The organism is Paenibacillus tarimensis (assembly GCF_021532315.1).
Lineage (GTDB): Bacteria > Bacillota > Bacilli > Paenibacillales > Paenibacillaceae > Paenibacillus_I > Paenibacillus_I tarimensis.
Genome location: NZ_JAKGAO010000007.1, coordinates 203619 through 228781, shown reverse-complemented (window position 1 = coordinate 228781; position 25163 = coordinate 203619). Strand labels below are relative to the sequence as shown.

Annotated in this window: 23 protein-coding genes; 6 read left to right on the top strand and 17 right to left on the bottom strand. The window is 52.8% G+C overall.

The window, feature by feature from the left end; all coding sequences use genetic code 11:
- Positions 1 to 99: 99 nt before the first annotated feature.
- Positions 100 to 1200, top strand: a complete 1101-nt coding sequence (glf, locus tag L1N82_RS07750) for a UDP-galactopyranose mutase (protein ID WP_235286810.1) — start codon at positions 100 to 102, stop codon at positions 1198 to 1200.
- A gap of 51 nt (positions 1201 to 1251) precedes the next feature.
- Here glf and L1N82_RS07745 read toward each other — a convergent pair whose 3' ends face one another.
- From L1N82_RS07745 to L1N82_RS07705, 9 genes are all read right to left on the bottom strand, one after another.
- Positions 1252 to 2709 carry a family 43 glycosylhydrolase gene (locus L1N82_RS07745; RefSeq protein ID WP_235286809.1) on the bottom strand — a complete coding sequence of 486 codons (1458 nt, stop codon included), beginning with the start codon at positions 2707 to 2709 and terminating at the stop codon, positions 1252 to 1254.
- 303 nt (positions 2710 to 3012) lie between these two features.
- Complete coding sequence (gene groL, locus L1N82_RS07740) at positions 3013 to 4650, bottom strand: chaperonin GroEL (protein WP_235286808.1); 1638 nt, start codon at positions 4648 to 4650, stop codon at positions 3013 to 3015.
- Between the two features lie 145 nt (positions 4651 to 4795).
- Complete coding sequence (groES, locus tag L1N82_RS07735; protein WP_235286807.1) at positions 4796 to 5077, bottom strand: co-chaperone GroES; 282 nt, start codon at positions 5075 to 5077, stop codon at positions 4796 to 4798.
- Positions 5078 to 5355: 278 nt separating this feature from the next.
- The gene (gene tatC / locus L1N82_RS07730; protein WP_235286964.1) at positions 5356 to 6120 is read right to left on the bottom strand and encodes a twin-arginine translocase subunit TatC; all 765 of its coding nucleotides are present in this window, start codon (positions 6118 to 6120) and stop codon (positions 5356 to 5358) included.
- A 98-nt stretch (positions 6121 to 6218) separates the two neighbouring features.
- A complete protein-coding gene (locus tag L1N82_RS07725; RefSeq protein ID WP_235286806.1) occupies positions 6219 to 6449 on the bottom strand; it encodes a twin-arginine translocase TatA/TatE family subunit in 231 nt (76 codons plus the stop codon).
- Positions 6450 to 6530: 81 nt separating this feature from the next.
- Positions 6531 to 7562 (bottom strand): molybdopterin-binding protein, encoded by a 1032-nt coding sequence (locus tag L1N82_RS07720; RefSeq protein WP_407946714.1) that lies wholly within the window; start codon positions 7560 to 7562, stop codon positions 6531 to 6533.
- Positions 7552 to 8052 (bottom strand): MogA/MoaB family molybdenum cofactor biosynthesis protein, encoded by a 501-nt coding sequence (locus L1N82_RS07715; RefSeq protein ID WP_235286804.1) that lies wholly within the window; start codon positions 8050 to 8052, stop codon positions 7552 to 7554. Before L1N82_RS07715 ends, L1N82_RS07720 begins: the two co-directional genes overlap by 11 nt.
- Positions 8053 to 8094: 42 nt before the next feature.
- Complete coding sequence (gene moaC / locus L1N82_RS07710) at positions 8095 to 8601, bottom strand: cyclic pyranopterin monophosphate synthase MoaC (RefSeq protein ID WP_407946713.1); 507 nt, start codon at positions 8599 to 8601, stop codon at positions 8095 to 8097.
- A complete protein-coding gene (locus L1N82_RS07705; protein ID WP_235286803.1) occupies positions 8588 to 9196 on the bottom strand; it encodes a 5-formyltetrahydrofolate cyclo-ligase in 609 nt (202 codons plus the stop codon). The genes moaC and L1N82_RS07705 overlap by 14 nt, the downstream gene beginning before the upstream one ends.
- Positions 9197 to 9586: 390 nt before the next feature.
- Here L1N82_RS07705 and L1N82_RS07700 point away from each other — a divergent pair, with 390 nt between their 5' ends.
- Together L1N82_RS07700 and L1N82_RS23430 are read left to right on the top strand one after the other, a co-directional pair.
- Positions 9587 to 11521: an ABC-F family ATP-binding cassette domain-containing protein gene (locus L1N82_RS07700; RefSeq protein ID WP_235286802.1), complete on the top strand. Its 1935-nt coding sequence runs from the start codon at positions 9587 to 9589 to the stop codon at positions 11519 to 11521.
- A gap of 136 nt (positions 11522 to 11657) precedes the next feature.
- Positions 11658 to 12422 (top strand): MerR family transcriptional regulator, encoded by a 765-nt coding sequence (locus L1N82_RS23430; protein WP_235286801.1) that lies wholly within the window; start codon positions 11658 to 11660, stop codon positions 12420 to 12422.
- Between the two features lie 85 nt (positions 12423 to 12507).
- Here L1N82_RS23430 and L1N82_RS07690 read toward each other — a convergent pair whose 3' ends face one another.
- Positions 12508 to 13749, bottom strand: coding sequence for an MFS transporter (locus L1N82_RS07690; RefSeq protein ID WP_235286800.1), 1242 nt, complete (start codon positions 13747 to 13749; stop codon positions 12508 to 12510).
- Between the two features lie 392 nt (positions 13750 to 14141).
- Here L1N82_RS07690 and L1N82_RS07685 point away from each other — a divergent pair, with 392 nt between their 5' ends.
- Positions 14142 to 14621 (top strand): hypothetical protein, encoded by a 480-nt coding sequence (locus L1N82_RS07685; RefSeq protein ID WP_235286799.1) that lies wholly within the window; start codon positions 14142 to 14144, stop codon positions 14619 to 14621.
- Complete coding sequence (locus L1N82_RS07680; RefSeq protein WP_235286798.1) at positions 14579 to 15307, top strand: AIM24 family protein; 729 nt, start codon at positions 14579 to 14581, stop codon at positions 15305 to 15307. The genes L1N82_RS07685 and L1N82_RS07680 overlap by 43 nt, the downstream gene beginning before the upstream one ends.
- A 98-nt stretch (positions 15308 to 15405) precedes the next feature.
- Here the strand turns inward: L1N82_RS07680 and L1N82_RS07675 are convergent, their stop codons facing one another.
- From L1N82_RS07675 to L1N82_RS07665, 3 genes are read right to left on the bottom strand one after another with little or no spacing between them, the layout of a single operon-like run.
- Positions 15406 to 16368, bottom strand: a complete 963-nt coding sequence (locus L1N82_RS07675; protein ID WP_235286797.1) for an acetylxylan esterase — start codon at positions 16366 to 16368, stop codon at positions 15406 to 15408.
- Positions 16369 to 16402: 34 nt separating this feature from the next.
- Complete coding sequence (locus tag L1N82_RS07670; protein ID WP_235286796.1) at positions 16403 to 16900, bottom strand: hypothetical protein; 498 nt, start codon at positions 16898 to 16900, stop codon at positions 16403 to 16405.
- Between the two features lie 57 nt (positions 16901 to 16957).
- Complete coding sequence (locus L1N82_RS07665; RefSeq protein ID WP_235286795.1) at positions 16958 to 19501, bottom strand: beta-mannosidase; 2544 nt, start codon at positions 19499 to 19501, stop codon at positions 16958 to 16960.
- Between the two features lie 274 nt (positions 19502 to 19775).
- On the opposite strand from L1N82_RS07665, the gene L1N82_RS07660 reads away from it, so the two are divergent.
- Positions 19776 to 20966 carry a LacI family DNA-binding transcriptional regulator gene (locus L1N82_RS07660; RefSeq protein ID WP_235286794.1) on the top strand — a complete coding sequence of 397 codons (1191 nt, stop codon included), beginning with the start codon at positions 19776 to 19778 and terminating at the stop codon, positions 20964 to 20966.
- A gap of 92 nt (positions 20967 to 21058) precedes the next feature.
- On the opposite strand, the gene L1N82_RS07655 is transcribed toward L1N82_RS07660, so the two are convergent.
- From L1N82_RS07655 to L1N82_RS07640, 4 genes are all read right to left on the bottom strand, one after another.
- Positions 21059 to 22075 (bottom strand): siderophore ABC transporter substrate-binding protein, encoded by a 1017-nt coding sequence (locus L1N82_RS07655; protein ID WP_235286793.1) that lies wholly within the window; start codon positions 22073 to 22075, stop codon positions 21059 to 21061.
- Positions 22076 to 22169: 94 nt separating this feature from the next.
- A complete protein-coding gene (locus L1N82_RS07650) occupies positions 22170 to 22928 on the bottom strand; it encodes an iron ABC transporter ATP-binding protein (protein WP_235286792.1) in 759 nt (252 codons plus the stop codon).
- Positions 22925 to 23872 carry an iron chelate uptake ABC transporter family permease subunit gene (locus L1N82_RS07645; RefSeq protein ID WP_235286791.1) on the bottom strand — a complete coding sequence of 316 codons (948 nt, stop codon included), beginning with the start codon at positions 23870 to 23872 and terminating at the stop codon, positions 22925 to 22927. The genes L1N82_RS07650 and L1N82_RS07645 overlap by 4 nt, the downstream gene beginning before the upstream one ends.
- The gene (locus tag L1N82_RS07640) at positions 23869 to 24819 is read right to left on the bottom strand and encodes an ABC transporter permease (RefSeq protein WP_235286790.1); all 951 of its coding nucleotides are present in this window, start codon (positions 24817 to 24819) and stop codon (positions 23869 to 23871) included. The genes L1N82_RS07645 and L1N82_RS07640 overlap by 4 nt, the downstream gene beginning before the upstream one ends.
- Positions 24820 to 25163 lie beyond the last annotated feature (344 nt).

The following is a 25163-nucleotide window of genomic DNA, read 5'->3' as shown; positions in this document are numbered from 1 at the left end:
CTTCCTTTCGACAGTTGCGGGCATAATAGTAACGTTAAGTATAGCATATATCCTGATGAACGATTGACATATTTACTGTATATGTAGAAGGAGACCCTCATGTATGATTACCTGATCGTAGGCGCCGGCTTGTTCGGAGCCGTCTTTGCTTACGAAGCCACTCAAAGAGGCAAAAGCTGTCTTGTTATTGACAAAAGAGACCACATTGGCGGCAATGTGTATACAGAAGAGATGGAAGGTATACATGTCCACAAATACGGCGCTCATATCTTTCATACCAACAGCAAGAAAATATGGGATTACGTCAATCGTTTCGCCGACTTTAACCGTTATACTAACTCTCCGCTTGCGAATTATAAGGGAGAGATCTATAATCTGCCTTTCAATATGAACACATTCCACAAGCTGTGGGGGGTTGTCAGGCCTGAAGAAGCGAAACAAATCATCGAAGAACAAAAGAAGGCGGCCGGTATTGTGAAGCCGCGTAATCTTGAGGAGCAGGCGATCTCACTGGTCGGTACCGATATCTACGAGAAGCTCATCAAGGGCTACACGGAGAAACAGTGGGGAAGATCCGCCAAAGACCTGCCCAGCTTTATTATCAACCGTCTGCCGGTTCGGTTTACCTACGATAACAACTATTTCAATGACCGCTACCAGGGTATTCCGATCGGCGGCTATCACCGGATCATTCAGAACATGCTGGCAGGCATTGATGTTAGGCTGAACGTCGACTTCTTTGAAGAACGCGATCAGCTCGCGGCATTAGCCAAGAAGACCGTCTTCACAGGCATGATTGATCAATACTATGGCTTCAGGTACGGCATTCTCGAATACCGGAGCTTGAGATTTGAGACCAAAGTTCTTAATATGGACAACTTCCAAGGGAATGCCGTCGTCAATTTTACAGATGCAGACACACCTTATACCCGTATCATTGAACATAAGCACTTCGATTATGGGACCCAGGAAAAGACGGTCGTAACCGAAGAGTATCCGATGGAATGGAAACCGGGGCTTGAACCTTATTATCCCATCAACGATGATAAGAACACTCAGATTTTCAGACAGTACAAAGAGCTGGCCGACAGGGAAACGAATGTCATTTTTGGCGGCAGGTTGGCCTCTTATAAGTATTACGATATGCATCAGGTGATCGGAGAAGCTCTAACCACAATCCAAACTGAGTTGGGCGAATAAAGTATAATGTGAAGGGGGGATCGTGACTTGCGATTCGCCCCTTTATTTATTTTATTCCAGAACAAACGAACGAAAGTCCAGTGCCCCAGTGCCTTCGAATGTAAAATAGAGTGCCTGCTTTCCCTCTGGCATGCTTGTTATTTCTGAGCTGTAATAAGCGAATTCCTTGCTGGGATGAATGGGTATCCTGGCGAAAGGCTGCTCATGCAGAGCATTCGATACCAGCATGAAACCAGATGCGCTGCCGCGGACGCATACAGAGATTTTCCACGTATCCTCCATTAAGAAATACTTGTAACCCGCTGCCGCTCCATCTCGCATATTCGCAATCAGCTGCGTCGGATTATCCTCTCGGTCCTTTCCGCTCTGGGTAAAATACGGATGTCCCCGAAACGTAATATTGCCACAATAAACACCGTATCTGCCCGCGCCCTTGGCCGACATTAGATGGCATGCTATGCGGGACTCATACTCTCCCTTCCCCAGTAGAGGTCCATTGTTTAATCCGCAGCTGGTCATCTCGACTTGGGCAATCGTTCCATCCTCTCGAATCTCGATCGGTTCCGCACAACCCTGCCTCGAATAATGATGCCGGTTGGTCTGCCTGTGATAAAAGACATACCACTGCTTTCCTACCTGGGCGATACTGCCATGATTGTTCCCGATGTAATTATATGCTTCCTGATCCGAGCTTCTCCCGTTCAGATACAGGTCCCCGTTGCTTATAATCGTTCCTCCATACTTAAATCCTCCGATGGGACTCTTGCTAGTGGCATAGCATAATTCATGTCCATTGATGGAAGAGTAGATGAAATAATATGTATCCCTGATTTTCCGTATAGAGCTCGCCTCGAAGAATTCATGTCCCTCAAACCCGGTGCCTTCCGCTTCACCTGCTCTCGGAAACAAAAGCTTGGGTTCTCCTGCGACCGTCTTCATATCCGCCTCTAGCGGAATCACGTATCCACCTCTGAAGGAGCGTTTCTTGCCTCCGGTCAGAAAAGCCGGCACTCCCCTCCTGGGAGCAAATCCGGAATACAAATATACGCTGCCGTCATCATCTACCAGGACACCCGGATCGAACAGCATGGGGTCTCCCTTCTTGTCCCATAGTTTAGTCCCGTCCGGAAGACTGACATAACCATAGAACTCGTAGCTGCCTGCCGGTGTATCGGATACGGCTACCCCCATGACACTGCTGAATGAAACCGTATAATACAAGTAGTACCTGCCATCTCTCCCCTGCGCGACATCGGGGGCAAACAGCTGATAGAGTCCCAGCTTGTTCATTGGATCTTGCGTTTTCCTATAGATGACGCCTTCGTACCGCCAATCGCTAGGATCGCTGACGGGCGCTGACCAACAGACATAGTCATTCAGGCAGAACAGCTTTCCGTTAAACCGGTCATGGGAACCATAAACGTACAGCCGGTCCCCGAACACATAAGGTTCCCCGTCGGGTATATATTCGTAACTGGGCAAGTAAGGGTTGAAGCATTGTTTGTTCATATTTTATGTCCATCCTAATCGTAATCTATCGTAAGTGTATGCTCATGGTTCACCGTAGTAAGCGTATTCAATCCTGCTTAGGGCAGCCTGTGCCCAACTTTAGTTTACCCAACAACTACCTTGAGTGATAGCAACCAAAAGTTTGCCTGTTTAAACTTTTAGTTGCGGGATGACACGACCACCTGACATCCGAACAAACGCAAAGAAGCTTCCAACGAGCAAACGCTCGCTGAAAGCTTCTTCCATATATGCCAGGCGTTATGCGGCAGCGGCTGCCGCTTATAGAAGGACTTATGGTCCTTCTTACATCATGCCGCCCATACCGCCCATGCCGCCCATGTCTGGCATGCCGGCACCTGCGCCTTTGTCCTTCTCAGGCTTGTCGGCAACAACTGCTTCAGTGGTCAGGAACATAGCCGCTACGGAAGCCGCGTTCTGCAGTGCGGAACGGGTAACCTTCGCAGGGTCAACGATACCCGCTTCGAACATGTTCACCCAGTCGCCGGTTGCCGCGTTGTAGCCTACGCCAACCTTTTCGTTCTTCAGACGCTCTACGATAACAGAGCCTTCTTGGCCTGCGTTCGCAGCAATCGTGCGGATTGGCTCTTCCAGAGCGCGAAGCACGATGTTAACGCCTGTTTGCTCGTCGCCGTCAGCTTGAACGGCAGACACTGCGTTGTATACGTTAACCAGAGCTGTACCGCCACCGGAAACGATACCTTCCTCAACAGCAGCACGCGTGGAGTTCAGAGCATCCTCGATGCGCAGCTTGCGCTCTTTCAGCTCAGTTTCCGTAGCTGCACCGACTTTGATAACGGCTACGCCGCCAGCGAGTTTAGCCAGACGCTCTTGCAGCTTCTCACGGTCAAACTCGGAAGTTGTTTCTTCCAGCTGAGCCTTGATTTGGTTAACGCGAGCATCGATATCATCTTTGTTGCCGTTACCGTCAACAACGATTGTATTTTCTTTCGTAACACGAACTTGACGTGCGGAACCAAGCTGCTCAACCGTAGTCGATTTCAGCTCAAGTCCGAGCTCTTCAGTGATGACTTGGCCGCCAGTCAGAGCAGCGATATCCTGCAGCATAGCTTTGCGGCGGTCGCCGAAGCCAGGAGCTTTAACGCCTACGCAAGTGAAGGTTCCGCGCAGCTTGTTGACAACTAGCGTAGCGAGCGCTTCGCCTTCGATGTCTTCAGCGATGATAACCAGCTGCTTGCCGGATTGAACAACCTTCTCGAGAACCGGCAGGATCTCTTGGATGTTCGTGATTTTCTTGTCTGTGATCAGGATGTACGGGTTGTCGAGAACAGCTTCCATTTTGTCCGTATCCGTGATCATGTAAGGGGAGATATAACCGCGGTCGAACTGCATACCTTCAACCACTTCAAGCTCCGTAGCGAAGCCTTTGGATTCTTCTACAGTGATAACACCGTCGTTGCCGACCTTCTCCATTGCTTCAGCGATCAGCTGGCCAACTTCATCGTCAGCGGAGGAGATAGCTGCAACTTGAGCGATGGACTGCTTGCCTTCGATTGGCTTGGCGATTTGCTTCAGCTCTTCTACAGCAGCTTTAACAGCCTTCTCGATACCCTTGCGGATAACCATTGGGTTTGCGCCAGCCGTTACGTTCTTCAGACCTTCACGGATCATCGCTTGCGCAAGAACCGTAGCTGTCGTCGTACCGTCACCTGCTACGTCGTTAGTCTTTGTAGCAACTTCTTTAACCAGCTGTGCACCCATGTTCTCAAATGCATCTTCCAGCTCGATTTCCTTCGCGATGGACACGCCATCGTTCGTGATCAGCGGGCTGCCGAATTTCTTCTCGAGTACAACGTTACGGCCTTTCGGTCCAAGTGTTACCTTAACCGCATTTGCCAGCGCGTCAACACCACGAAGCATTGCACGGCGAGCGTCTTCACTGAATTTAATTTCTTTAGCCATTCGTAAATAACCTCCTTGGATTTCAGTTCATGCCGGCATATTTGCCGGCTCATGTACAATGTGCGTCCCCGGACTTCCAATTCCTGCCCCGGAGGACCTCATTCTTGTGTGTATGTGTGTCGCATGACTAACAGGTGCATGCGTCTTATCCGAAGATGGCGTGAATGTCGCTTTCCTTCATAATCAAATATTCTTTACCTTCGTATTTGATCTCCGTGCCTGCGTATTTGGAGAACAGGACGCGATCGCCTTCTTTTACTTCAAGCGGAACACGTACGCCGTCCTTCAGCGACCCGCTTCCTACAGCGACAACTTTACCTTCCTGCGGCTTTTCCTTCGCCGTGTCCGGCAGAACGATTCCGCTGGCAGTCGTCTCCTCTTTCGCGATCGGTTCAATCAATACGCGTTCACCCAAAGGTCTGATCATGAAAAATAGCCTCCTTTTAAAATGGTTCCTATGTCTGTTAGCACTCGACGTCGTCTAGTGCTAATAACCATTTTTATAATACTCAACTTGAAATCAGATTTCAAGTCCTTCAGCCGAAAATAAGGTTAAATTTTCTTGTAGACGAATCTGCGTGCCATAACAGGCGCAAAAAAGCCAGACCGATAGCCGGTCTGGCTCTTATTATGCTGCATCTAAATCGCAGCGCATTACTCTGCTGCAAGCCTTGCATGGTATCATATACAGTCTGCCACTGTTAACTAATTCTCCTCCGGCTCGCTCTCACGCTCCGCTCTCTCCCGTTCCATCCGGCGATAGACCGAGACGGACAGATACACACTGAACTCATACAGCAGGATCAGCGGGAAAATAACGAGCAGGTCGGATATTACATCCGGCGGTGTCACAAGCACCCCTATGAAGACCAAGAGGAAGTAGGCCAGACGGCGCATCCTGCGCAGCCGGATCGGATTCAGGATGCCGAGTCGTGTCAGAAACATGATAACAATCGGCAGCTCGAAGAGCAGCGCAATCGGAATAACGATGTTGAACATGAAGGTGAAATACTGCACAACACCGTATGTCTCCTCCAGTCCCAGCTGCTCATTGACCTCTCTTGTGAAGCCGAATGCCAGCGGAAATACGACAAAATATGAGAATGCCAAACCTGCCAGCAGCATAAGCAGCGCAAACGGCACATAGCGCAGCGTCGCCCGCTGCTCTCTCGGCTCCAGAGCCGGCTTAATGAAAGCCCACAGCTGATAGAAGCCGAACGGAATGACCAGAACAAGCGAAGTGACCAGCGCGAATTTCATATATAAGCCAATGCCGTCCCAGAAGGAAAAAGCATGCAGCGCCAGATCCTTGGCCTGGTCGGTTGTTGTTAAATATTCGTATATCGGCCGGGCTGCCGCCAATCCGCCAATCAGACCAAGCACCAGGACAGCCCCCACAGCCAGCAGCCGCTTGCGGAGCTCCCCGATGTGTTCCATCAGCGACATCAGCTTATGTTCATCGCCCAGCATTCCGCCAAGCTTGTCCCGGCTGCTATTCTTCTCCGGACCTGCCAATCATGTCACTTCCTTCCATCCGTTTCCCGCTTCAAAAAAAAAGCGTATCCCGGTTACTCCGGAAGCCGCTTATTGTTCGTTTGATCATCCGATTCGGATCGGCTGACATCCACGCGCTTCTTGTCGCTGCGGTCATCATCTTCCATGATGTCCTTGGCACCATTCTTAAATTCTCTAAGCGTCCGCCCGAATGCTCTTCCGAGCTCCGGCAACTTGCTTGGCCCGAACAGCAGCAGGGCAACAAGAATCAACAGGATAAAGCCTGTGGGTCCGATATTAGGCATGCTCTCAAAACCTCCTTCGTCTAAGTAACTCACTCCGCTGTATGGGCAGCGTATGCCCGGAAGGCTTGGCAGCAATCAAGGTCAACAGCCGTATAAGCCGCCATAGCCCATGCTAACGATATCGCCCTTCGTGATCGTGTCGCCCGCGAGTATGCGGGGCAGAAGCACGTCGAACGAGGTGTAGGGATCATGCATGACACAGCCTGGAAGCCCGAGGATCGGCACTCCCTGCAAATAGCCCATCAGCAGCATGGAGCCCGGAAGCATTGGGGTTCCGTAGCTGATGATCTCTGCTCCGGCTGCCTGGATAGCACCCGGTGTGCGGTCATCGGGGTCAACGGACATGCCACCTGTAATTAATATCATATCATACCCTTGGCTTAGCAAATAGTGTATTTCCTTGACAATTACTTGTCGGTCATCCGGCGCGAAGCGCTGCTCAGCTACCTCAGAGCCCAGCGCTTCCAGCTTAGCCTTCACAACCGGGCCGAATTTGTCCGTGATCCGTCCGCTGAAGACCTCGCCTCCAGTAGTCAGCAGTCCGGCGCGAAGCTTACGGAGCGGCCTAATCCGGATTGGACCCGAAGCCCCGTGCTGTTCCCGCCACTGCCCTGCAAGAGCTTCAACAGCCTCTACCTTCTCGCGCTTCACCACAAGCGGGATAGCGCGTGTCGCCGCCAAGGGCTTGCCAGCCCCAACTACCGTATGAGTCCGAACAGTAGCAAGCGCGATCTCCCCAAGTGAATTAATCTGGTAGACCAGCTCCTCGGGAATGTCGGCAATGCCCGGCTCACTCAGCGAAGAACGAAGCGTCACCTTGCCTTCATGCGTTCCGCTGCAGGCAACGCCGTCGCCTGCCAGTGCCAAGGCCATCCGCTGAGCCGCTTCATCCTCATGCAGCTCATCCTCGCCCAGCTCCATAACGTAGATATGCTCCTTGCCGATGTCAAGAAGTCTCGGTATGTCCGCTTCAGTGATCACGTATCCCTTCTTGAATAGGCGGCCTTTGAACTGACCGGGAATAATCTGGGTCAGATCATGCGCTAGTGCCATGCCCACTGCTTCGGCTGCCGGTACCTCACGCAGCACAGTCGTACGCTTATCACCGTTCATCGACATGCTCCCCAACCCGGCCGGAGAGGATGGCAAGCGCGTGCGGCAGCTGATCGATTATTGCCATAAGATTTTCCTGTACGCCCTTCGGGCTTCCCGGAAGGTTGATAATAAGCGATTGACCCCGCAGCCCGGCAATACCGCGCGATAGCATGGCCTGGCGTGTCTTCTGCAGCGAAGCCATACGCATCGCTTCCGCAATGCCCGGCACCTGACGGTCAATCACGCGCAGGGTAGCCTCCGGCGTTAAATCCCTGGCTGCGAGGCCTGTGCCCCCAGTTGTCAGAACCAGGTCTGCCTGGTAATAATCGGTCATCTCTATTAGTGCGGCCATAATTTCGTCCTGCTCATCCGGTACGATCCGGTAGTCGACTATTTCCCCGCCGATCTCCTCTTCTACAAGCTCCCTGATGACCTGTGCGCTTGTATCCTCCCGTTCACCGCGCGAGCCCTTATCACTTGCCGTCAGTATTGCCACTTTCCACCGCATCGTCATCCCTCCCACCGTGACCTTCGTTCTGCCTGTTTCAGGCTACTCGTTTATCCGGTAATCTCCGCTCTTGCCGCCGGTCTTGCTGATCAGGCGGGTTGGACCAATTACCATGTCCTTCTGGAGCGCCTTGCACATGTCATAGACGGTTAAAGCAGCCGCCGAGACAGCAGTTAACGCCTCCATCTCAACTCCTGTCTTGCCTGTTGTTTTCACAGCCGCTTCAATAATCAGCTCATCCGTCCCGTTATCGGTAAAGGAAATATCAATGCCGGTAAGCGGAAGCGGGTGACACATCGGTATCCAGTCCGACGTTTTCTTGGCGGCTATAATGCCTGCCACCTGTGCCACTGCCAGGACGTCACCCTTCGCGATGCCTCCGGACTTGATCCGGGCCAGCGTATCCGGCGCCATCCGGATTGCTGTGGCTGCTGCGGCCGTACGGGCCGTCGTCTCCTTGTCCGATACATCCACCATTCTAGCTCTGCCCTGCTCGTTAAAATGCGTCAGATCAGCGTCCACGCAGTCTCCCTCCTTATACTGCTGCATAGAAGCCAGTCTCTGTTATCAGTCCGTGCAGCCTGGCGTCATGGTCTTCCATCGGAACCTCGCTGACCAGCTGGATATCGTAGCACAATCCTACCCAAAGCGTCGTCCCGGAATACTCCGATTCATCCAACCTTGCCCGCAGGCGGTCATAATATCCGCCCCCATAGCCGAGTCTTCCTCCACTCCGGTCGAAAGCCAGGCCAGGTGTTATGACGATGTCCGGCAGCCTGCCCTCCGCCCAAGGCGCCGCAATCGCCGGATCCGGTTCCAGTATGCCATACGCTCCTGCAGCAAGCTCCTCCCAGCTTCGCAGCCTGAACAGCTCCATGGAACGGTCTGCTGGAATGCTGCGGGGCACGATTACCTCAATTCCGCGAGCCCAGCAGGAGGTTATCAGCGGCCGCGTATCAAGCTCGGACCGGAACCCAATATACAGCATGACACTCCCTGCCCTGGCGGCTGACAGCCAGTCCGCAGCCCGGGCGCAGGCTTCTTCCGATCTGCGCTGCCTAACTGCCGGAGCCAGCGAATCCCGCTTAGCTGCCATGGCCTGGCGGAGCTCCTGCTTGGTCTTCGCTTCATTCCGTGTGGCCAAGAGAATACCGCCTTTCAATCATTTCCATTCATCTGCTTCTAGTTTACCACTGTACGCCCGTTTCGCCAATGCACCTGCCAGTCAGAGCCTGCCAGCATCACGGTCGAATATGGGAGATAGAATCTCCCTGGCATCCAGCTTTTATCAGAGCACCGGGACGGTATCCCGCCAGGAACGCAGGCTGGTTGTTAGAGCCGCCCATTAGCATAAGCTTTCTTGGGAGCTCAATAACTGTCTGTTCACGATTTGCGTACGGGAACGAGCCTGCTTTCCACCGGAAAAGAGTCGCACGAGCACTCGGAGACATGGTAAACTTAATCCGTATTTATTTTTGTTAAGTACAGTGATGTGTATTTAAATAACGGATTGATGTTTTGGAGGTCAGGTCTCATGCTTCTGCAGGTTTCAGGTTTATCCAAGAGCTACGGCGTAAAGCCCGTGCTCTCTAATATCACCTTTCAAATACAGCCGCGCGAGCGGGTTGGTCTTGTAGGCGTTAACGGCGCCGGCAAGTCCACACTGCTGCAGATTATTGCCGGTGAAATGACAGCCGATTCCGGAACGATTCATAAGCTTAAGGAAACGAAGATCGGCTATCTGGCCCAGAACAGCGGGCTTCATTCCGACCTTACCATTGAAGCGGAGATGCGCGCAGTATTTAACGATCTGCTCAGCACCGAGCAGGAGCTCCGCGAGCTTGAGCAGCAGATTGCCGATCCTGCCGTGCAGCAGGATGAGAAGCGCTATGAGGACGTGCTGGCAAGATACGCCACACGGTCCGAGTGGTTCCGGGAGCGCGGCGGTTTCGAAATCGATACCAAAATCCGGAGTGTCCTGCACGGAATGGGCTTCGGCTCCTTCCCGCCCGATACCCGGATTTCCACCTTGAGCGGCGGCCAGAAGACGAGACTTGCCCTCGCCCGGATCCTCCTTCAGGCCCCCGATCTGCTGATGCTTGACGAGCCGACGAACCATCTTGACATTGAGACGCTCACCTGGCTGGAGGATTACCTGCGCAGCTACAGCGGCGCCATCCTTGTCGTCTCCCATGACCGTTACTTCCTCGATGCGCTTGTTGGTACGATTGTCGAAATTGAGCGTCATCAAGCCAAGCGGTATACCGGCAATTACACCCGGTACATCGAGGTCAAGGAAGCCGAGTACGAATCAGCCATGAAGCAGTTCGAGAAGCAGCAGGACGAGATTGCCCGGATGGAGGAGTTCATCCAGAAGAATATTGTCCGCGCGTCCACCACCAAGCGTGCCCAGAGCAGGCGCAAGGCCCTGGATAAGATGGACAGGCTCGACAAGCCGCTGGGCGATCTGAAGAAAGCGCATTTTCGCTTCGAAATCGACAAGCAGACCGGCAAGGATGTGCTGGATGTGCGGGATTTGTCCGTTTCCTTCGACCCGGACTCCGCTCCCTTGTTCCGCCAGGTGTCGTTCCAGCTGCAGCGCGGTGAAACCGTGGCGCTCATCGGTCCGAACGGGATCGGCAAGTCTACGCTTCTTAAGGTGCTTACCGGCCAGCTGTCTCCCAAGGAAGGCTCCTTCCGGTTCGGGTCGAACGTTAAACTCGGCTATTACGACCAGGAGCAGACCGCTCTTACGCCAGCTAATACGGTTCTGGAAGAGGTATGGAGCGCTTACCCCCATCTGGAGGAAGCCCGCATCCGCACCGTCCTTGGCAACTTCCTGTTCAGCGGAGAAGACGTTCTAAAGAAGATCGCTGCACTCAGCGGCGGCGAGAAGGCACGCGTGGCTCTAGCCAAGCTGATGCTCGAGCGGGCCAACGTGCTCATCCTCGACGAGCCTACTAACCATCTTGATCTCTACAGTAAAGAAGTTCTTGAATCGGCTTTGTTCGACTATGAGGGCACCCTGCTCTTCATATCGCACGACCGTTATTTTCTGAACAAAATGGCCGAGCGGATTGTCGAACTCACTCCAGAGGGCGCCAATCATTTCCTGGGAAATTATGACGATATGGTGGAGAAAAAACGGGAAATCGAAGAGCTTCGTCAGGAGCGGGAATCGACAGCAAAGGCCGGGGCAAGCAAGTCACAGGCCGAAGCGGCCGAGGTTACGGGTTATGAAGCCGAGAAACAGGCAAAACGGGACGAGCGCCAGCGCCAGCGCAAGCTTGAACAGCTTGAAACGGAAATCTCCGAGCTTGAAGCGGTGATTGCCGAATTTGAAGCAGAGCTTACCCTCCCGGATGTATACAACGACTATGTACTCGTACAGGAAAAACAGGCGCAGATCGACGAGAAGAAGGCCGCCCTGCAGGCAGCTTATGAAGCTTGGGAGCAGATGCTCGCTTAGGAAGCAGCGGCTCCCTTTACAGCATTTCACCATACCGGACCTTCCCGATTATCCGGGGAGTCCGTTTTTTTGCAGCTATCCTGTTGACCCTCACGCTGCGTGATCCTTTATTGTTATTCCAAGGAGGTGATGATCGGTGGCTTATACGGTGAAGCAGCTGGCTAAGCTCTCGGGCGTCAGCGTGCGGACTCTGCACTATTATGATGAGATCGGCTTGCTGAAGCCGGCCTATTACGGAGACAACGGGTACCGGTATTATGAGCGCGAGCAGCTCCTTCAGCTGCAGAGCATTCTCTTCTACCGCGAGCTTGATGTCCCGCTTGCCGATCTGCAGACGCTGCTCGCAGCCGGATCAGAAGACAAGATACAGACGCTGCAAGGGCACCGGCGTCACCTGCTTGAGAAAAAAGACCGGTTAGATATGCTTGTCACAACTATTGACCGTACGATCCGACAATTGAAGGGAGATGCGGACATGAGCGATGAGGAATTGTACCGCGGATTCGACGCCCGAAAGCAGGAACAGTATGAGAAGGAGATACGCGCGAAATACGGCGATAAGCCGGTAGACGAGAGCAAAAGCCGCGTAAAGGACTGGAACAGCGGTGATTATGAGGCTGTTCAGAAGGAATATGATCAACTTCACCGGGCCTTTACCGGGCTGCTTGAGCAGGGGGCTCAGCCAGATGAGGAAGAAGTACAGGAGCTCGTAAGGCGGCATTATGATGTCGTCAGCCGCTTCTATGATCCATCGCCTGCGATGTACAGCGGTCTTGGCGATCTCTACGTGGAGCATCCGGATTTCCGGAAGCTGTATGACAGCTACCATCCGCGGCTGGCGGATTACATGCGGGAGGCCATGCAGTTATTCGCGGCACGCCAGCAGCAAGCAGCTGATTGAGAACTGAAAGCATACAGGACGGCACCATACAGCAGGTTTACTGCTCCATGGTGCCGTCCGTTTGTTGATAATATATTTACTTTCCTCACTGCCGCGGCGCGTCCTTCGGAAGCAGGAAGGACAGCAGGCCGAGCAGCGGCAGCAGGCTGCATGCGATCATGACAGGCTCCATGCCCCATACATCGCCAGCTGAGCCTATCGCCAGCCCCCCGATTGCCCCCATGCCGAATGCGAGTCCGACGATCAGGCCTGAGGCCATACCGACATTTCCCGGCAGCAGCTCCTGCGCGTAGACAACACTGACAGAGAAACCGGACATGATGATAAAGCCAAGCAGCACGACAACCGGATATACCCACATCAGCGGCAGATGCGGCAGCAGCAGTGCGAACGGAATAGCTCCGACTATGGAGAAAACAATCATCCGTTTACGCCCGTATTTGTCTCCCCACAGCCCGCCGAAATAAGTGCCTGCCACACCTGCGGCCATGTACAGGAACAGCGGAATTTGTGCGTTCTCGATCCGGATGCCATAGATATCACGCAGATAGAACTGATAATAATTGACGATTCCCGCCGCGTACCAGGACCTTGCAAACACAATAAACACCAGTAGGAACATCGCAAGGCCTACCCGGCGGTTAACTCCGGCTGACCCGCTGCCTATAGGCAGCTCTGTGCGCGAAGCAGCCTGCTTCCGCTTCTTGACAGGCCTGCCCCTCTCGGCCAGCTGAGTTCTATACCAAGGCACGATAGCCAGCAGGACAAGGATAGCCGCCGCCGCCAAAGCGGTGGCCCAGATCGCGCCAATCTGTCCTAGCGGAATGAAAATCAACAAGGTCATCAGAGGCGCAAGCGCCTGCCCCGCATTCCCGCCCACCTGATAGATGGACTGGGCAAGCCCTCTTCTGCCGCCCGCGGCGAAGAATACGACCCGTGAACCTTCAGGATGAAAGATCGCTGAGCCAAATCCGACGAACATGACGCTCGCCAGCAGCAGCCAAAAGTTAGGTGCGAGCGCTATCCCGGCTATACCAATCAGGCTGAGCCCCATGCCAAACGGCAGCATGGATGGCGTCGGGCGCTTGTCGGAATATACCCCAACAAGAGGCTGCAGTACAGATGACGTCATGTTAAGCGCAAATCCGATCCAGCCAATTTGAGTATAAGACAGATTCAGCGCCCCCTTGAAAACGGGATACATGGCCGTGACAACCGTCTGCATGGAGTCATTCAGCATATGTACGATACTAATGGCGAAGAGCATGGAATAAACAGTGGACTGCGTGACGGCCGCAGCCGTGCGTGATGATGCAGCTGTTTGCATAGTATGATTTCTCCTCTATCCGCCTGAGTCGCCTCAAACGGGCTTTGTTAACAGTACACACAGTTTAGAGCGCTGCTGTACTGCCGTCAATCAGCCTTCTCCCCTGTTTAGGGCCGTATCATGCGAAGCATGCCCCTAAAGGCATGGCTTTCATGGTCTGCCTCAGCTTTTTGGCTCTAGGGCCCCTCGCTCCGCCCGTCCGGAAACAATTGAAACAAAATACGTTCCTTAACGTTTTAAATAGTACATGCCTTTAATGGGCTGCGGGCGAGCAGACCAGCTGTCTTTGGCGAGCGAAGCCTGTAGTTTGCCGTTCATTTATGCCGGAAAACAAGGTACAATGACATCAGGGCTTGTCCTTTTAGTCCCGTTAAAAGAAAGGAATGATAACCTTGACCAGTCGAACAGTCACCGCATCCTTGCTCCTGACCGCCTGCCTGTTTCTTCTGCCCTTCTTCATCCATCCTGCTAAAGCCGGTGTTATGGACAGGATCAAGGATATTTATAACGCACCCGAGAAGGTGGAGGAGCTGCAGTCAAAATACTTAGAAACCCAGGCCGCCCTGGAGCAGCAGATGGAGAAGGCCGAGCGGGCTGCAGAGCTGTATGCCAGTCAGCAGCAGGAGCTGCTCCGCCAGAATGAGGAGTACAGGCAGCGCAATGAAGTGCTCAGCGAGCAGAACGCTCAGCTTGCAGACAGACTTGCGGCAATGGAGAAAAGTCAGGCTGAACGGGCTTCCTTCACGCGAAAAATTGCCCAGTCCGTGCTGGTATTTGCCGGGATGGGGCTGTTGTATCTGCTGTCGGTCCGTGTATGGCGCTATCTCGTATGGCGCAGACAGAAGCAGACGGGCGGGGGTTCCATCCTGTGAAGGTAACAGCCCCGCAGCCTGTCGGTCATGTCCGGGTTGAGCTGGAGGATGGAGAGGTACTTCATGTGCTGCACCCCAAATCCGTGGTCGCTTACCAAGGCCCTCCCGGACATCGCGAAGACAAGATCACCGATCTCGCCGATGCCTATCGCAAGAAGCGCTGGATTCGATCCCGGATGAGGGGACCTTCCGAATTTATTATCGGTCTTCCTCCGGGCTGCATGCTGCAGACCATCGATATTGAGGAGGGCGGCGATCTGCTGTTTGACTTTCGCCATGTGCTCTTCTTCACCGAAGGCATCGGAACAGCGACACGGGTCCAGAAGATCAAGACCGCCTGGATTACACGAGAACTCATTCGCATCCGGTTTAGCGGTCCCGGTCAGCTGGGTGTGATTACAACTGGTGATCTGGTTCCCATGCAGCTGCAGCCGGATACGCCGCTGTTCGTGGAAGCCGGATCGCTTGTAGCCTATCCGGAATCCGCCCGCGTGAAGCTCTCCGTCTACGGCAATCAAATTGCCAGCCAGCACATGAACGTGCAGTGGCAGCTTACGGGCAGAGGCCCGGTCCTTATTCAGACCGGCTCCCGCGACCATGCACTCGCTGAAGAGCTGCAGGGAGGCGGTTTTATCAAGCGGCTGCTGCGGGAGCTGCTGCCCTTCGGCGGTGTCTATATTAAATAGATAATCCACATTATAAAGTCCCGCCTGACGCGCTAGATTTAGCGTGTCAGGCGGGACTTTGTTCGAGTTTTTAACGTTCAAGCTCGACCTGCCCCAACTCAGCCGATTGTTTCCAGCAGCACGCGCAAACGCTCCTCATGCGCACGCGGAATAAACTCATGACCGAAATACCGGTTCACCGATATTTGCTTCTGGCAGGTTAGATGATTATAGACAGCAAAGATAGTGGAAGGCGGCGTGATCACATCCACGAGACCGACCGACATCCAAGTACGGCAGCTTACACGGCCTGCCAGATTCATGATGTCAAAGTAGGAAAGCGTCCGCTTCGCCTGCTGCTCAATCTCCGGATCTCCCCCTACCTTCCTGAAATATTCGTTCAGCTCGCCGTAAGGGCCTTCCGGCGTAATATCGATCGCCCGGTTAAAGTTCGATAAATACGGGTAATCCGCTGTCGCAACTACAGGAATCGGAGAGAATGCAGCAGCAGCCAAAGTCAGCGCCCCGCCCTGACTGCCCCCGCAAACGCCAATTCGGGATGCATCCACCTGCTCCAGCGAAGCCAGCACCTCGACCGCACGGACTGTATCCATATAGACGGCGCGGTAATAATATTCTTCCGGTGACAGGATGCCTCGCGTCATCCACCCGGCCGGTCCGCCGTTGGAATAGATGGTCGTATCCTGACTGCCCCCATGCTGGCCCCGGCAGAACATCTGCAAGGCCGCATAGCCATGGGCCGCCCAGTTGACGGTATCATGCAGATTGCCGTCCATCGCCCAGTTGTACCCATGGAACAAGGCCAGACCGGGATGCGGTCCTTTCCCCTTAGGCATAGCCAGCCAGCCCTCGATACGCGCACCGCCGTAACTTCTGAATGCGATGCGGTGAACGGAGACGCCTTTGGCAGGATAATCGTGCGGTGTCATCTCTACCTCAAGCGGAACACGGTTCAGCTCCTCAAGCGTCTTTTCCCAGAACTTGTCGAAATCCTGCTCTTTTGTTAACTCCGGTTTATACCTTTCCAGCTCGTGCAGCGGAAGATCATATGGCTGTGCCATTCGTTACCACCCCATCGTCCAGTATATATGCCTATTATGGTTTCTTCGCACTGTCACTCATTTCCTGCCGCTGTATCTGCCTTACGCCATCATTAATCTGCACCAGCATGCGCGACAGTGTGGCTTCTTCCTCTTCTTTCAAGCGGGCTAGAAGCTCCTTCAGCTTGCCGAGCAGCTCATAGTTTGAGGCACTGCTGTTTACCAGCTTGCTTCTGATGAACAGATTGAGAAGATTATTGGCTTTCCTCTCCACAGCAGTGTAAGGAGCCGTAAGACCGCCTTTATTCAGATAACCCCGTTCCTCCAGGAAAATCATACGGTGAAGCATCAGCTTTTTGTGTTCCCACAATAGATATAGCGGCCGTAGATCGATTTCATGCTGCTCGCGTGTTTCCCTTTCGTAATGCTGCACAAGCTTGTCGTATACGGCCACGCCGTAGAAATCATCCGTCTGATTGGCGATGCTTCGGAAGCGGCCGCTTGTGTTGCTTGAGGTGAGATAGTCCGATAACTGATCTGCTATCCATGACAAATCGAGTGTATAACTGGGATTGCTGTTGCTTATAACGGCAGGGTGTTACGTCTGTTCTCAATTAAGAGACACGAAATCTGCCATTGAACGCAGCTCCAGCGATTCTGCAGCGGCCGGCGCGAATGCCTTGTCTTCCATGCCGCGGGCTAGGAATTGTACGGTTACAGGCACGCCCGGAACCAGATCGAAGAAGTTGTCGGTAAAGATACCTTCCTGCGCAGCCTGCAGCCATACCTGCTTCGCGAGCACATTCGTCTCCAGCCTATAGAAGACACCTTCTGTGCCAAGCACCTCCGTAATCTGAATCGCCGGCTTTGCCAGCTTAATCTCTTTAGAGGGTACAAAATAGTGCTCCTTACGGTCCAGTATCCCGCTTTCGCCGGTAAGCGTAGCCTGCAGGACAACTTCCGCCGGATCATAATCGCCATACAGCTCTGCAGCCGGTGCGGAATACATTACTGCCGTACTGTTAGGCTGAAGAGCAGCCGGAACAGCCAGTGAACGAATGACCGTTCCGTCGAACTGATAAACATTAATAAGCAGGGTTCCGTCCAGCGCTTCAGGCAGGTCCGACATAACGTGGATATCAATCCGGCTGTCTTCGGAATCGATGGACACGGATATATCCTTCATGCTTGAGCGGATATAATACTGGGCAGCCTTCCAGCGCCCGTAATAATCCATGCTCGCCCAGGATGCAACCGGCCAGCAGTCATTAAGCTGCCAGTAGAGCGTTCCCATGCAATAGGGCTTCCGGCGGCGGTGTGCCTCAATGGCCATCTTCATAGCCTCTCCCTGAAGCACCTGGCTCATATACAGGAAGGAAGGAAAGTCCTTCGGGTCCTTGAGATAGATTTCCATATACTCTTTAATCAGTCTGTTGCCCGAAGGATGCCGCTGATGGCAGACCATTACATCCGACTCCAGCTCCATGTCAGCTTCCTCTGCGTAGGTGCGGACCGTCCGCTCCTCCGGAAAAGATTGAAACCCGTATTCGCTCATGAACCGGCCCAGCTTGGTTTTATAATTCTCGAACGGCTCGACAGCGTGCCACACACCCCAGTAATGAATATCGCCGGTAGAACTCTCCGGGTGAGCATGCTGATTAATATCGCCAGTCAGGTCCTGCATCGGTGAAGAAGGCCAATAATCAGCCAGCGGATCATATGTGCTTACTGCCAGCGGAAGGATTCGGTGGAAGATCGCCTCATAATCGGCCCACAGCTTCTCACGCTGCTCATGGGTATATTGCTGCTTCCAGCCCCAGCCCGCATTCTCATCATAATGGGCCCACGCCGAATCGATCTCATTGTTGCCGCACCAGAGTGCAATTGACGGATGATTGCGCAGACGCTTCACGTTCTGCTCCGCTTCGATCCGGACATTCTCAAGAAATGCCTCGTCTCCCGGGTACATGCTGCAGGCAAACATGAAGTCCTGCCAGACCAGTAGGCCATATTCATCGCAAAGCTCATAGAAGCGGTCCGCTTCATAGATTCCCCCGCCCCAGACACGGATCATGTTCATATTGGACTGCACAGCACTTGCGATCTCATGCCGGTAACGCTCCTCCGTCACCTCAGTAACGAAGCTGTCATTCGGAATATGATTGGCCCCCTTGGCGAAGACAGGCTTACCATTCAGCTCAAAATAAAAGCTCGTTCCATCGGCATCCTTCTGCCGCACCAGCCGGATAGACCGCAGGCCGGTTCGCGCGCTGCGTCTGGCGACTTCGCGGCCGCCATCTTGAAGCGCTGCCGTGAACGTGTACAGCCGCTGCTTGCCAAGTCCTCTGCTCCACCAAAGCTCCGGTTCTTGAATCACAGCCTCCAGCTCTACCGTGTTGGAACCCGCCGAGAGCCGGACTTCCGTGTGCCAGTTGAAGCCTTCTGTATCCAGATGCAGTGTGCCGGACCAGGCAGCGTCCGTTTCAACCTCCACTACAGCGGTCACTCTTGCCTCCTGGGCGGATATATGATCCTGCCTGATGAACAAATCAATGATCCGGCCGCCTGTCCATGCTTCCAGCCGAACCTCGCGCCATATTCCGCTTGTCACAAAACGCGGGCCCCAATCCCAACCATAGTGGTAGGGCGCTTTGCGGGCAAATATGCTGACCTTCTTATCGCCGAGACCACCCGTTTCGGATTGATCATTCGTTGACGGGAGCGGGTAGCCTAATTGCTCCAGCTTCGGAAGATCCTCCATGATCGGGGAACGAAACCGGACATGCAGCCGGTTAACTCCGGACTGAAGCAGCGGCTTCACATCGGCCTTCCATACTCGGAACATATTGTCCGCAGAAAGTACATGCTTACCGTTAACGCTTACATCCGCATATGTATCCAGGCCTTCAAACACGAGCTCAATATGCGGCAGTTCCAGTATGTCCTCTGCTACCTCAAACGTTGTTTCATAATCCCAGTCCTTCTTGTCGATCCACTGCAGTCCCCGTTCATTCGTACCGTAGAAGGGAGCGTCGATTCTGCCGCTCCGAAGCAGATCCATGTGTACACATCCGGGAACAACGGCTTGAAGCCATTCCGCTTCATCTGCCGCCTTGAACTTCCAGTTTGTAAGTGCTAGCCGCTTCTCGTTCATGGAGAACCTCCTGTTCAAGTGCCGTTAACCGGCATAATAAATTATGATCCGCTGGCTTATTTTACATTCCTCGTTAAGGGAAGGCCTTACCGGCTTTCGCCCCCATTATAACGACCTTTTTTCACAAAGTATACACACTTAACAGATATTTATGTTCATTCTGTTCAAATAACAACCCTATTTTCTCTGTATAATTGTTAAATACGTTAAAGCGCGCTTTATTCTGTTATAATAGACAGCAGTTGTGACGATATTGACTGCCGGGGTGTACCTGATGAAGAAGAAATATACCACACAAGATATAGCCAAAATGCTGGATATCTCCCGTACAACCGTCTCCAAGGCATTAAACCAGCATCCAAGCGTACCTGAGGAAACCAGGCAGGCTGTTCTGGAAGCAGCCGCACGTGTCGGCTACAAATCATTCAAGGAAAAGCTTAAACCTCATGCCGTCTTGGCTGCTCCTGGCAGCCAAGACGGCCAGGGAAGCGAAACAGCCGGTCCGGCATTATACGGCACTCATTCAGGCCTGGATGTTTCATGGAACACGACAGGCGTCAGTGCCGCCGGCGAAACCGGGCAGCGGAGAGCATTCGCTTTTCTCATTAACTCGTCCAAGGATGTCCTGCATGAAGGCTACTGGATGGATGTGCTGCGCGGTGTGGAAGAAGCGGCGAGAAGGCATAACTACGAGATGATCTTTCACTTTGCCTCAGCTGAAGATGCAGAAGAAGGCAATCTCCTGGATAAGCTCGCACATCCGCGGCTTGGCGGTATTCTGCTAGCCGGGCTGACCGACTTTCCTTACGTAAAGGCAGTTCAGGACCTTAATATTCCGGCTGTGTCCATCGACGGGTACTGCCGGATCGGAACCAATGACTTGTATTGTGATGTCGTCCTGATGGAATGCGAACAGAGCGTATACGAGCTCACCGGTCATTTGCTCCAGCTTGGGCACCGGGAGATCGGCTTCATCGGCGACATTGACAACTGCCGTTCCTTCACCGAGCGCTGGTTTGGCTTCAGGCGGGCTATGTTTGACGCAGGCATCGGCGTTCAACCGGAGTACTGCCTGGTCTCGCCTATGCCCAAGCATTATTATAGTCCCGAAGAGCTTGAGCCAGCCATCCGCGCTATGCCTAAGCTGCCGAGCGCATTCGTCTGCGCGAATGATCTGATCGCCCTGCAGCTGAGTAAAATTTTAACCCGGATGGATGTTCGGATACCCGGTCAAATATCGGTAACCGGCTTTGACCACATGACCCGCTGGTGGGACTCTTCCCCCGTCCAGCTCCGCCTGTCTACCGTAGAAGCAATAGGCAAAGATCTCGGCCAGCGTGCATTCGAGCAGCTGTTGTGGAGGATGGGCAACCCGCACCGGCCCTTCGAGAATATACGTATATCCTCCCGTGTACTTCTCGGTGATACTACCGGGCCTGCGCCCCTTCCCACTACAGCCAATTAACGACCGGCAAATACAGCAAAGGAGCCTCTCTATCCGAATGGACAGGGAGGCTCCTTCTTGGCAAAACAATTATTCCATTACTCCAAATTCCATTACTCCAGGGTAGCGGCGATTTCCTTAACCATTTCGGATACCGAAATCAGACCGCCACCAGACAGGTACCAGTAGTTTGGATTCAGGTAGAAAATATGACCTTCCTGTGCCGCTTTGGTCGTTTTGACCAATTCGTTCTCTACAGTCTGCTTAGCGGAGGATTCGCCGCCCACTGCAGCTGCACGGTCTATGACGAACAGGTAATCCGGGTTCTTCTCAACAATATACTCAGACGAGATGCTCTGCCCATGCGTGTCGACTTTAATCTCTGGGTCTACTGCTTCAAATCCGAATACGTCATGGATGATGCCAAAACGGGAACCTGGGCCATAAGCACTAATATTGCCATCCTGCGCAAGAATGATAAGAGCCTTCTTGCCGCTTGCTTCCGCTTTCGCCTTCAGATCGGCAACCGCCTGCTCAACTGCAGCCAGCTCCTGTTCAACTTCCGCTTCCTTGCCGAAAATTTCGCCGAGTGTCTTCATGTTCTCTTCAAACGATTCCATGTAACGGTTAGCGTCAACGCCCATGAAGATGGTCGATCCCAGCTTGCTAAGCTCCTCATAAGCTTCTCCTTGACGGCCGGAGATAATAATCAGGTCAGGCTGAATCGCGCTGATTCGCTCGAAATCAGGTTCTTTCAGGCTGCCAACATTCTCATACTTCGCATCCGCATACTTCTCCAAGTACGGCGGAATGTTCGCTTGCGGTACGCCGGTTACTTCTACACCCAGCTTATCCAGGGAATCCAGTACGCCAAAGTCAAACACAACAACCTTCTTAGGATTCTTCTTCACTTTCGTATCGCCATACTGATGTGTAATGGTAAGCTCTTCAGTCTCCGCAGGCTGTGCTGCTTCGTCTGCCGGTGCATTCGAGGCTGTGTTCTCTGCTGCTGCACCAGCAGTACTATTGGCCGGTGCTGTGTTCGTATTGTTGCTGTTACCAGCGCCGCATGCGGCTACCAGTACAGCCATAATGATTGTGAGAATAAGGACAGAAAATTTCTTGCTCATGCTTCACACCCCTAAAAATTTTTGTATATAAAATTTATCCCGGCGGACGTCTCCGCCTGAATAAGTTTTATCCCGTTGTTCAACACGCTGTAGACTAGGCAAAGTAGACGCAAATTTTGTGATCGCCGATAGTCTGGACCGGAATGTCCATATCATAAACCTCGCGAAGCACATCTGTATCGATCATCTCATCGGTTGGCCCTTCTTTAACAATCCGGCCGTTCTTCAGCGCCACAATGTGGTCCGAGTAGCAGGAGGCAAAGTTGATGTCATGAATGACGATGACAATGGTCTTCCCGAGCTCATCGACAAGTCTGCGAAGCACCTTCATAATCTGCACGGAATGCTTCATATCCAGATTATTAAGCGGCTCATCCAGCAGGATATACTCGGTATCCTGGGCAAGCGTCATCGCGATAAAAGCGCGCTGCTTCTGTCCGCCGCTCAGCTGGTCCAAAAACTTCTCCTGCATATCGTCCAGCTCCATATACCGGATCGCTTCATCGACGAACACCCAATCCTCCTTGCTCAGCCTGCCCTGCGAATAGGGAAAGCGGCCGAATGCAACAAGGTCGCGGACCGATAAACGGACATTCAGATGATTGGACTGCTTCAGGATCGAGATTTTCTTGGCAAGATCGCTGCTCTTGCTCTTCCCGAGCTCCACACCGTCAATGAGAACCTCCCCACTGTCCTTCGTAATCAGGCGGCTCATCATCGACAGGAGCGTACTCTTGCCTGCGCCGTTTGGGCCGATGAACGAGGTGATCTTCCCCTTGGCAACGTTGACGGATACCGGCTCTACCACGGTCTTGTTTCCATATTTCTTGGAAACATTCTTCACTTCAATCATGACTTATTCTCCCTCAAGAGCAGATATATGAAGTACACGCCCCCGACAAAATTGATAATGACGCTGAGCGTAGTCGAGAAGGTAAAGATACGTTCCACGATGAACTGTCCGCCTGTCAGCGCGATGATGCTGATCAGCATCGATCCCGGAATCAGCACGCTGTGACGGTATGTACCGAAGAACTGATAGGCAACATTCGCGACAAGCAGTCCCAGGAATGTAATCGGTCCAACCAGCGCAGTGGCCACCGAGATGAGCACGGCTACGACCATGAGAAGCCGCTTGACGACGTGGTCATAGTTGACCCCCAGGTTTACCGCATGCTCGCGGCCCAGCGACAGCACATCCAGATATTTGGTGAATCGCAGACTGTACAGGCTGACCAGCGCTACCACGATAACCGAAAGCACCAGCAGGTCGGTGTTCACATTATTGAAGCTCGCAAACATCCGGTCCTGCACAATGGCAAATTCGTTCGGGTCCAGCAGCACTTGCATGAACGTTGTCACACTGCCGAAGAAGGTACCTAGAATAATGCCGACGAGCAGCAGAAAATAAATACTCTGCCCTTCACGCCGGAACAGAAATCTATAAAGCAAACCCGCAAAGAGGATCATGCAGACAGCTGAGACGAAAAAGTTGATATTCTTGTTCAGCATGTTAATGCTCGCCGAGCCGTACAGGAAGATGATTCCCGTCTGAATCAGCATATAGAGTGAATCAAGCCCGATAATGCTTGGCGTCAAAATCCGGTTGTTCGTCAAGGTCTGGAATACGACCGTCGAGAAAGCAATGGCGCCGCCCGTCAGAATAATCGCCGCGATCTTCAGCGACCGGCGGGGCACTACATAATCCCAGCTGCCGATCACGTTCCAGAAGATGAACAGCAGTGCACAAGCGGCAGAAGCGGCTGCCAGCAGGCTGAATTTCCATTTTAGTGTCATGCGAATGCCCTTCTTCTCACTAGTAAGTAAACGAATATGCCGCTGCCGATAACCCCGACCGTAAGGCCGATTGGAATCTCATACGGATAAATAATCACCCGGCCCAGAATATCACAAGCAAGTACGAACACCGCACCGAGCAGCGCCGTATGAGGCAGCACCTTCTTCAGGTTGTCCCCCATGTAGATCGTTACGATATTCGGGATAATAAGACCCAGGAACGGAATCGATCCGATCGTCAGCAGGACGACGGAGGTTACCGCGGCTACCAGAATGAGGCCGATATTGACGACCTGCTTGTACTTCAAACCCAGATTAGTTGAGAATTCCTCACCCATTCCGGCAATCGTAAACCGGTTAGCATACAAGTAGGCAATAATAACAAGCGGAATACTTATGTATAACATCTCATAGCGGCCTTTCAGGACCATTGAGAAGTCCCCTTGCAGCCAGGAGGATATATTCTGAATTAAGTCATGCTTATAAGCGAAGAATGTCGTTACCGAGCCGATGATGCTTCCGAACATAAGGCCTACGAGCGGTATGAAGATCGCATCCTTGTACTTCACCTTATCCAATATCCGCATGAATATGAAGGTTCCTGCAAGCGCAAATACAAAGGCGACGAGCATCTTCTCCAGCGGTGAAGCGGAAGTGAACAGAAGCATGGCAACCAAGATGCCCAGCCTTGCTGAGTCCATCGTGCCGGCCGTGGTCGGTGACACGAACTTATTGCGGGTCAGCTGCTGCATGATGAGGCCAATGATGCTCATACTCACCCCTGCGATAATGATGCTGATCAGCCGGGGCAGTCTGCTGACAAGCAGAATATGCTGTTGGGCTTCGGTCAGGCTGAACAAGTCCAGCGGGGTAATGTTCTTAACGCCGACGAATACCGAAGTGATCGATAGTGCAATGAGCGCAAGCCAGAGATATCGTTTTTTCATAGGACTTCCTTTGGACTGTGATGGATAATCATTCTCAATGAAGGGCGTAAATTATGCTGCCCTGCCGATCCGGCCGATGCAGCCTGTAAGAGTGCCTGGCAAATGAAGGCCCTTATTATAGTTGATTGCGAAATGGGCTGGGTTGTCCAGCTCCTTTATCAAGCGCAAGTGATAATCATTATCACCTCCAACTATTCTACACGATAATTCAAATGCTGGAATGGACATTCTTGTATTTATCATGGACTTTTATTTCGTTTACTGGAAACGGCAGTAAGTTATGGATGCAGGAGGTGCTTTCAGCCGCCCAAATGAGAGCTCTGCTATCATCATGCATGCAAAAG

Coding starts and splice junctions, on each gene's coding strand:
- glf (WP_235286810.1), top strand. CDS start 100: ATGTATGATTACCTGATCGTAGGCGCCGGCTTGTTCGGAGCCGTCTTT.
- L1N82_RS07745 (WP_235286809.1), bottom strand. CDS start 2,709: ATGAACAAACAATGCTTCAACCCTTACTTGCCCAGTTACGAATATATA.
- groL (WP_235286808.1), bottom strand. CDS start 4,650: ATGGCTAAAGAAATTAAATTCAGTGAAGACGCTCGCCGTGCAATGCTT.
- groES (WP_235286807.1), bottom strand. CDS start 5,077: ATGATCAGACCTTTGGGTGAACGCGTATTGATTGAACCGATCGCGAAA.
- tatC (WP_235286964.1), bottom strand. CDS start 6,120: ATGCTGGGCGATGAACATAAGCTGATGTCGCTGATGGAACACATCGGG.
- L1N82_RS07725 (WP_235286806.1), bottom strand. CDS start 6,449: ATGCCTAATATCGGACCCACAGGCTTTATCCTGTTGATTCTTGTTGCC.
- L1N82_RS07720 (WP_407946714.1), bottom strand. CDS start 7,562: ATGAACGGTGATAAGCGTACGACTGTGCTGCGTGAGGTACCGGCAGCC.
- L1N82_RS07715 (WP_235286804.1), bottom strand. CDS start 8,052: ATGCGGTGGAAAGTGGCAATACTGACGGCAAGTGATAAGGGCTCGCGC.
- moaC (WP_407946713.1), bottom strand. CDS start 8,601: ATGCAGCAGTATAAGGAGGGAGACTGCGTGGACGCTGATCTGACGCAT.
- L1N82_RS07700 (WP_235286802.1), top strand. CDS start 9,587: ATGCTTCTGCAGGTTTCAGGTTTATCCAAGAGCTACGGCGTAAAGCCC.
- L1N82_RS07690 (WP_235286800.1), bottom strand. CDS start 13,749: ATGCAAACAGCTGCATCATCACGCACGGCTGCGGCCGTCACGCAGTCC.
- L1N82_RS07680 (WP_235286798.1), top strand. CDS start 14,579: ATGGCGCAGACAGAAGCAGACGGGCGGGGGTTCCATCCTGTGAAGGTA.
- L1N82_RS07675 (WP_235286797.1), bottom strand. CDS start 16,368: ATGGCACAGCCATATGATCTTCCGCTGCACGAGCTGGAAAGGTATAAA.
- L1N82_RS07665 (WP_235286795.1), bottom strand. CDS start 19,501: ATGAACGAGAAGCGGCTAGCACTTACAAACTGGAAGTTCAAGGCGGCA.
- L1N82_RS07660 (WP_235286794.1), top strand. CDS start 19,776: ATGAAGAAGAAATATACCACACAAGATATAGCCAAAATGCTGGATATC.
- L1N82_RS07655 (WP_235286793.1), bottom strand. CDS start 22,075: ATGAGCAAGAAATTTTCTGTCCTTATTCTCACAATCATTATGGCTGTA.
- L1N82_RS07650 (WP_235286792.1), bottom strand. CDS start 22,928: ATGATTGAAGTGAAGAATGTTTCCAAGAAATATGGAAACAAGACCGTG.
- L1N82_RS07645 (WP_235286791.1), bottom strand. CDS start 23,872: ATGACACTAAAATGGAAATTCAGCCTGCTGGCAGCCGCTTCTGCCGCT.
- L1N82_RS07640 (WP_235286790.1), bottom strand. CDS start 24,819: ATGAAAAAACGATATCTCTGGCTTGCGCTCATTGCACTATCGATCACT.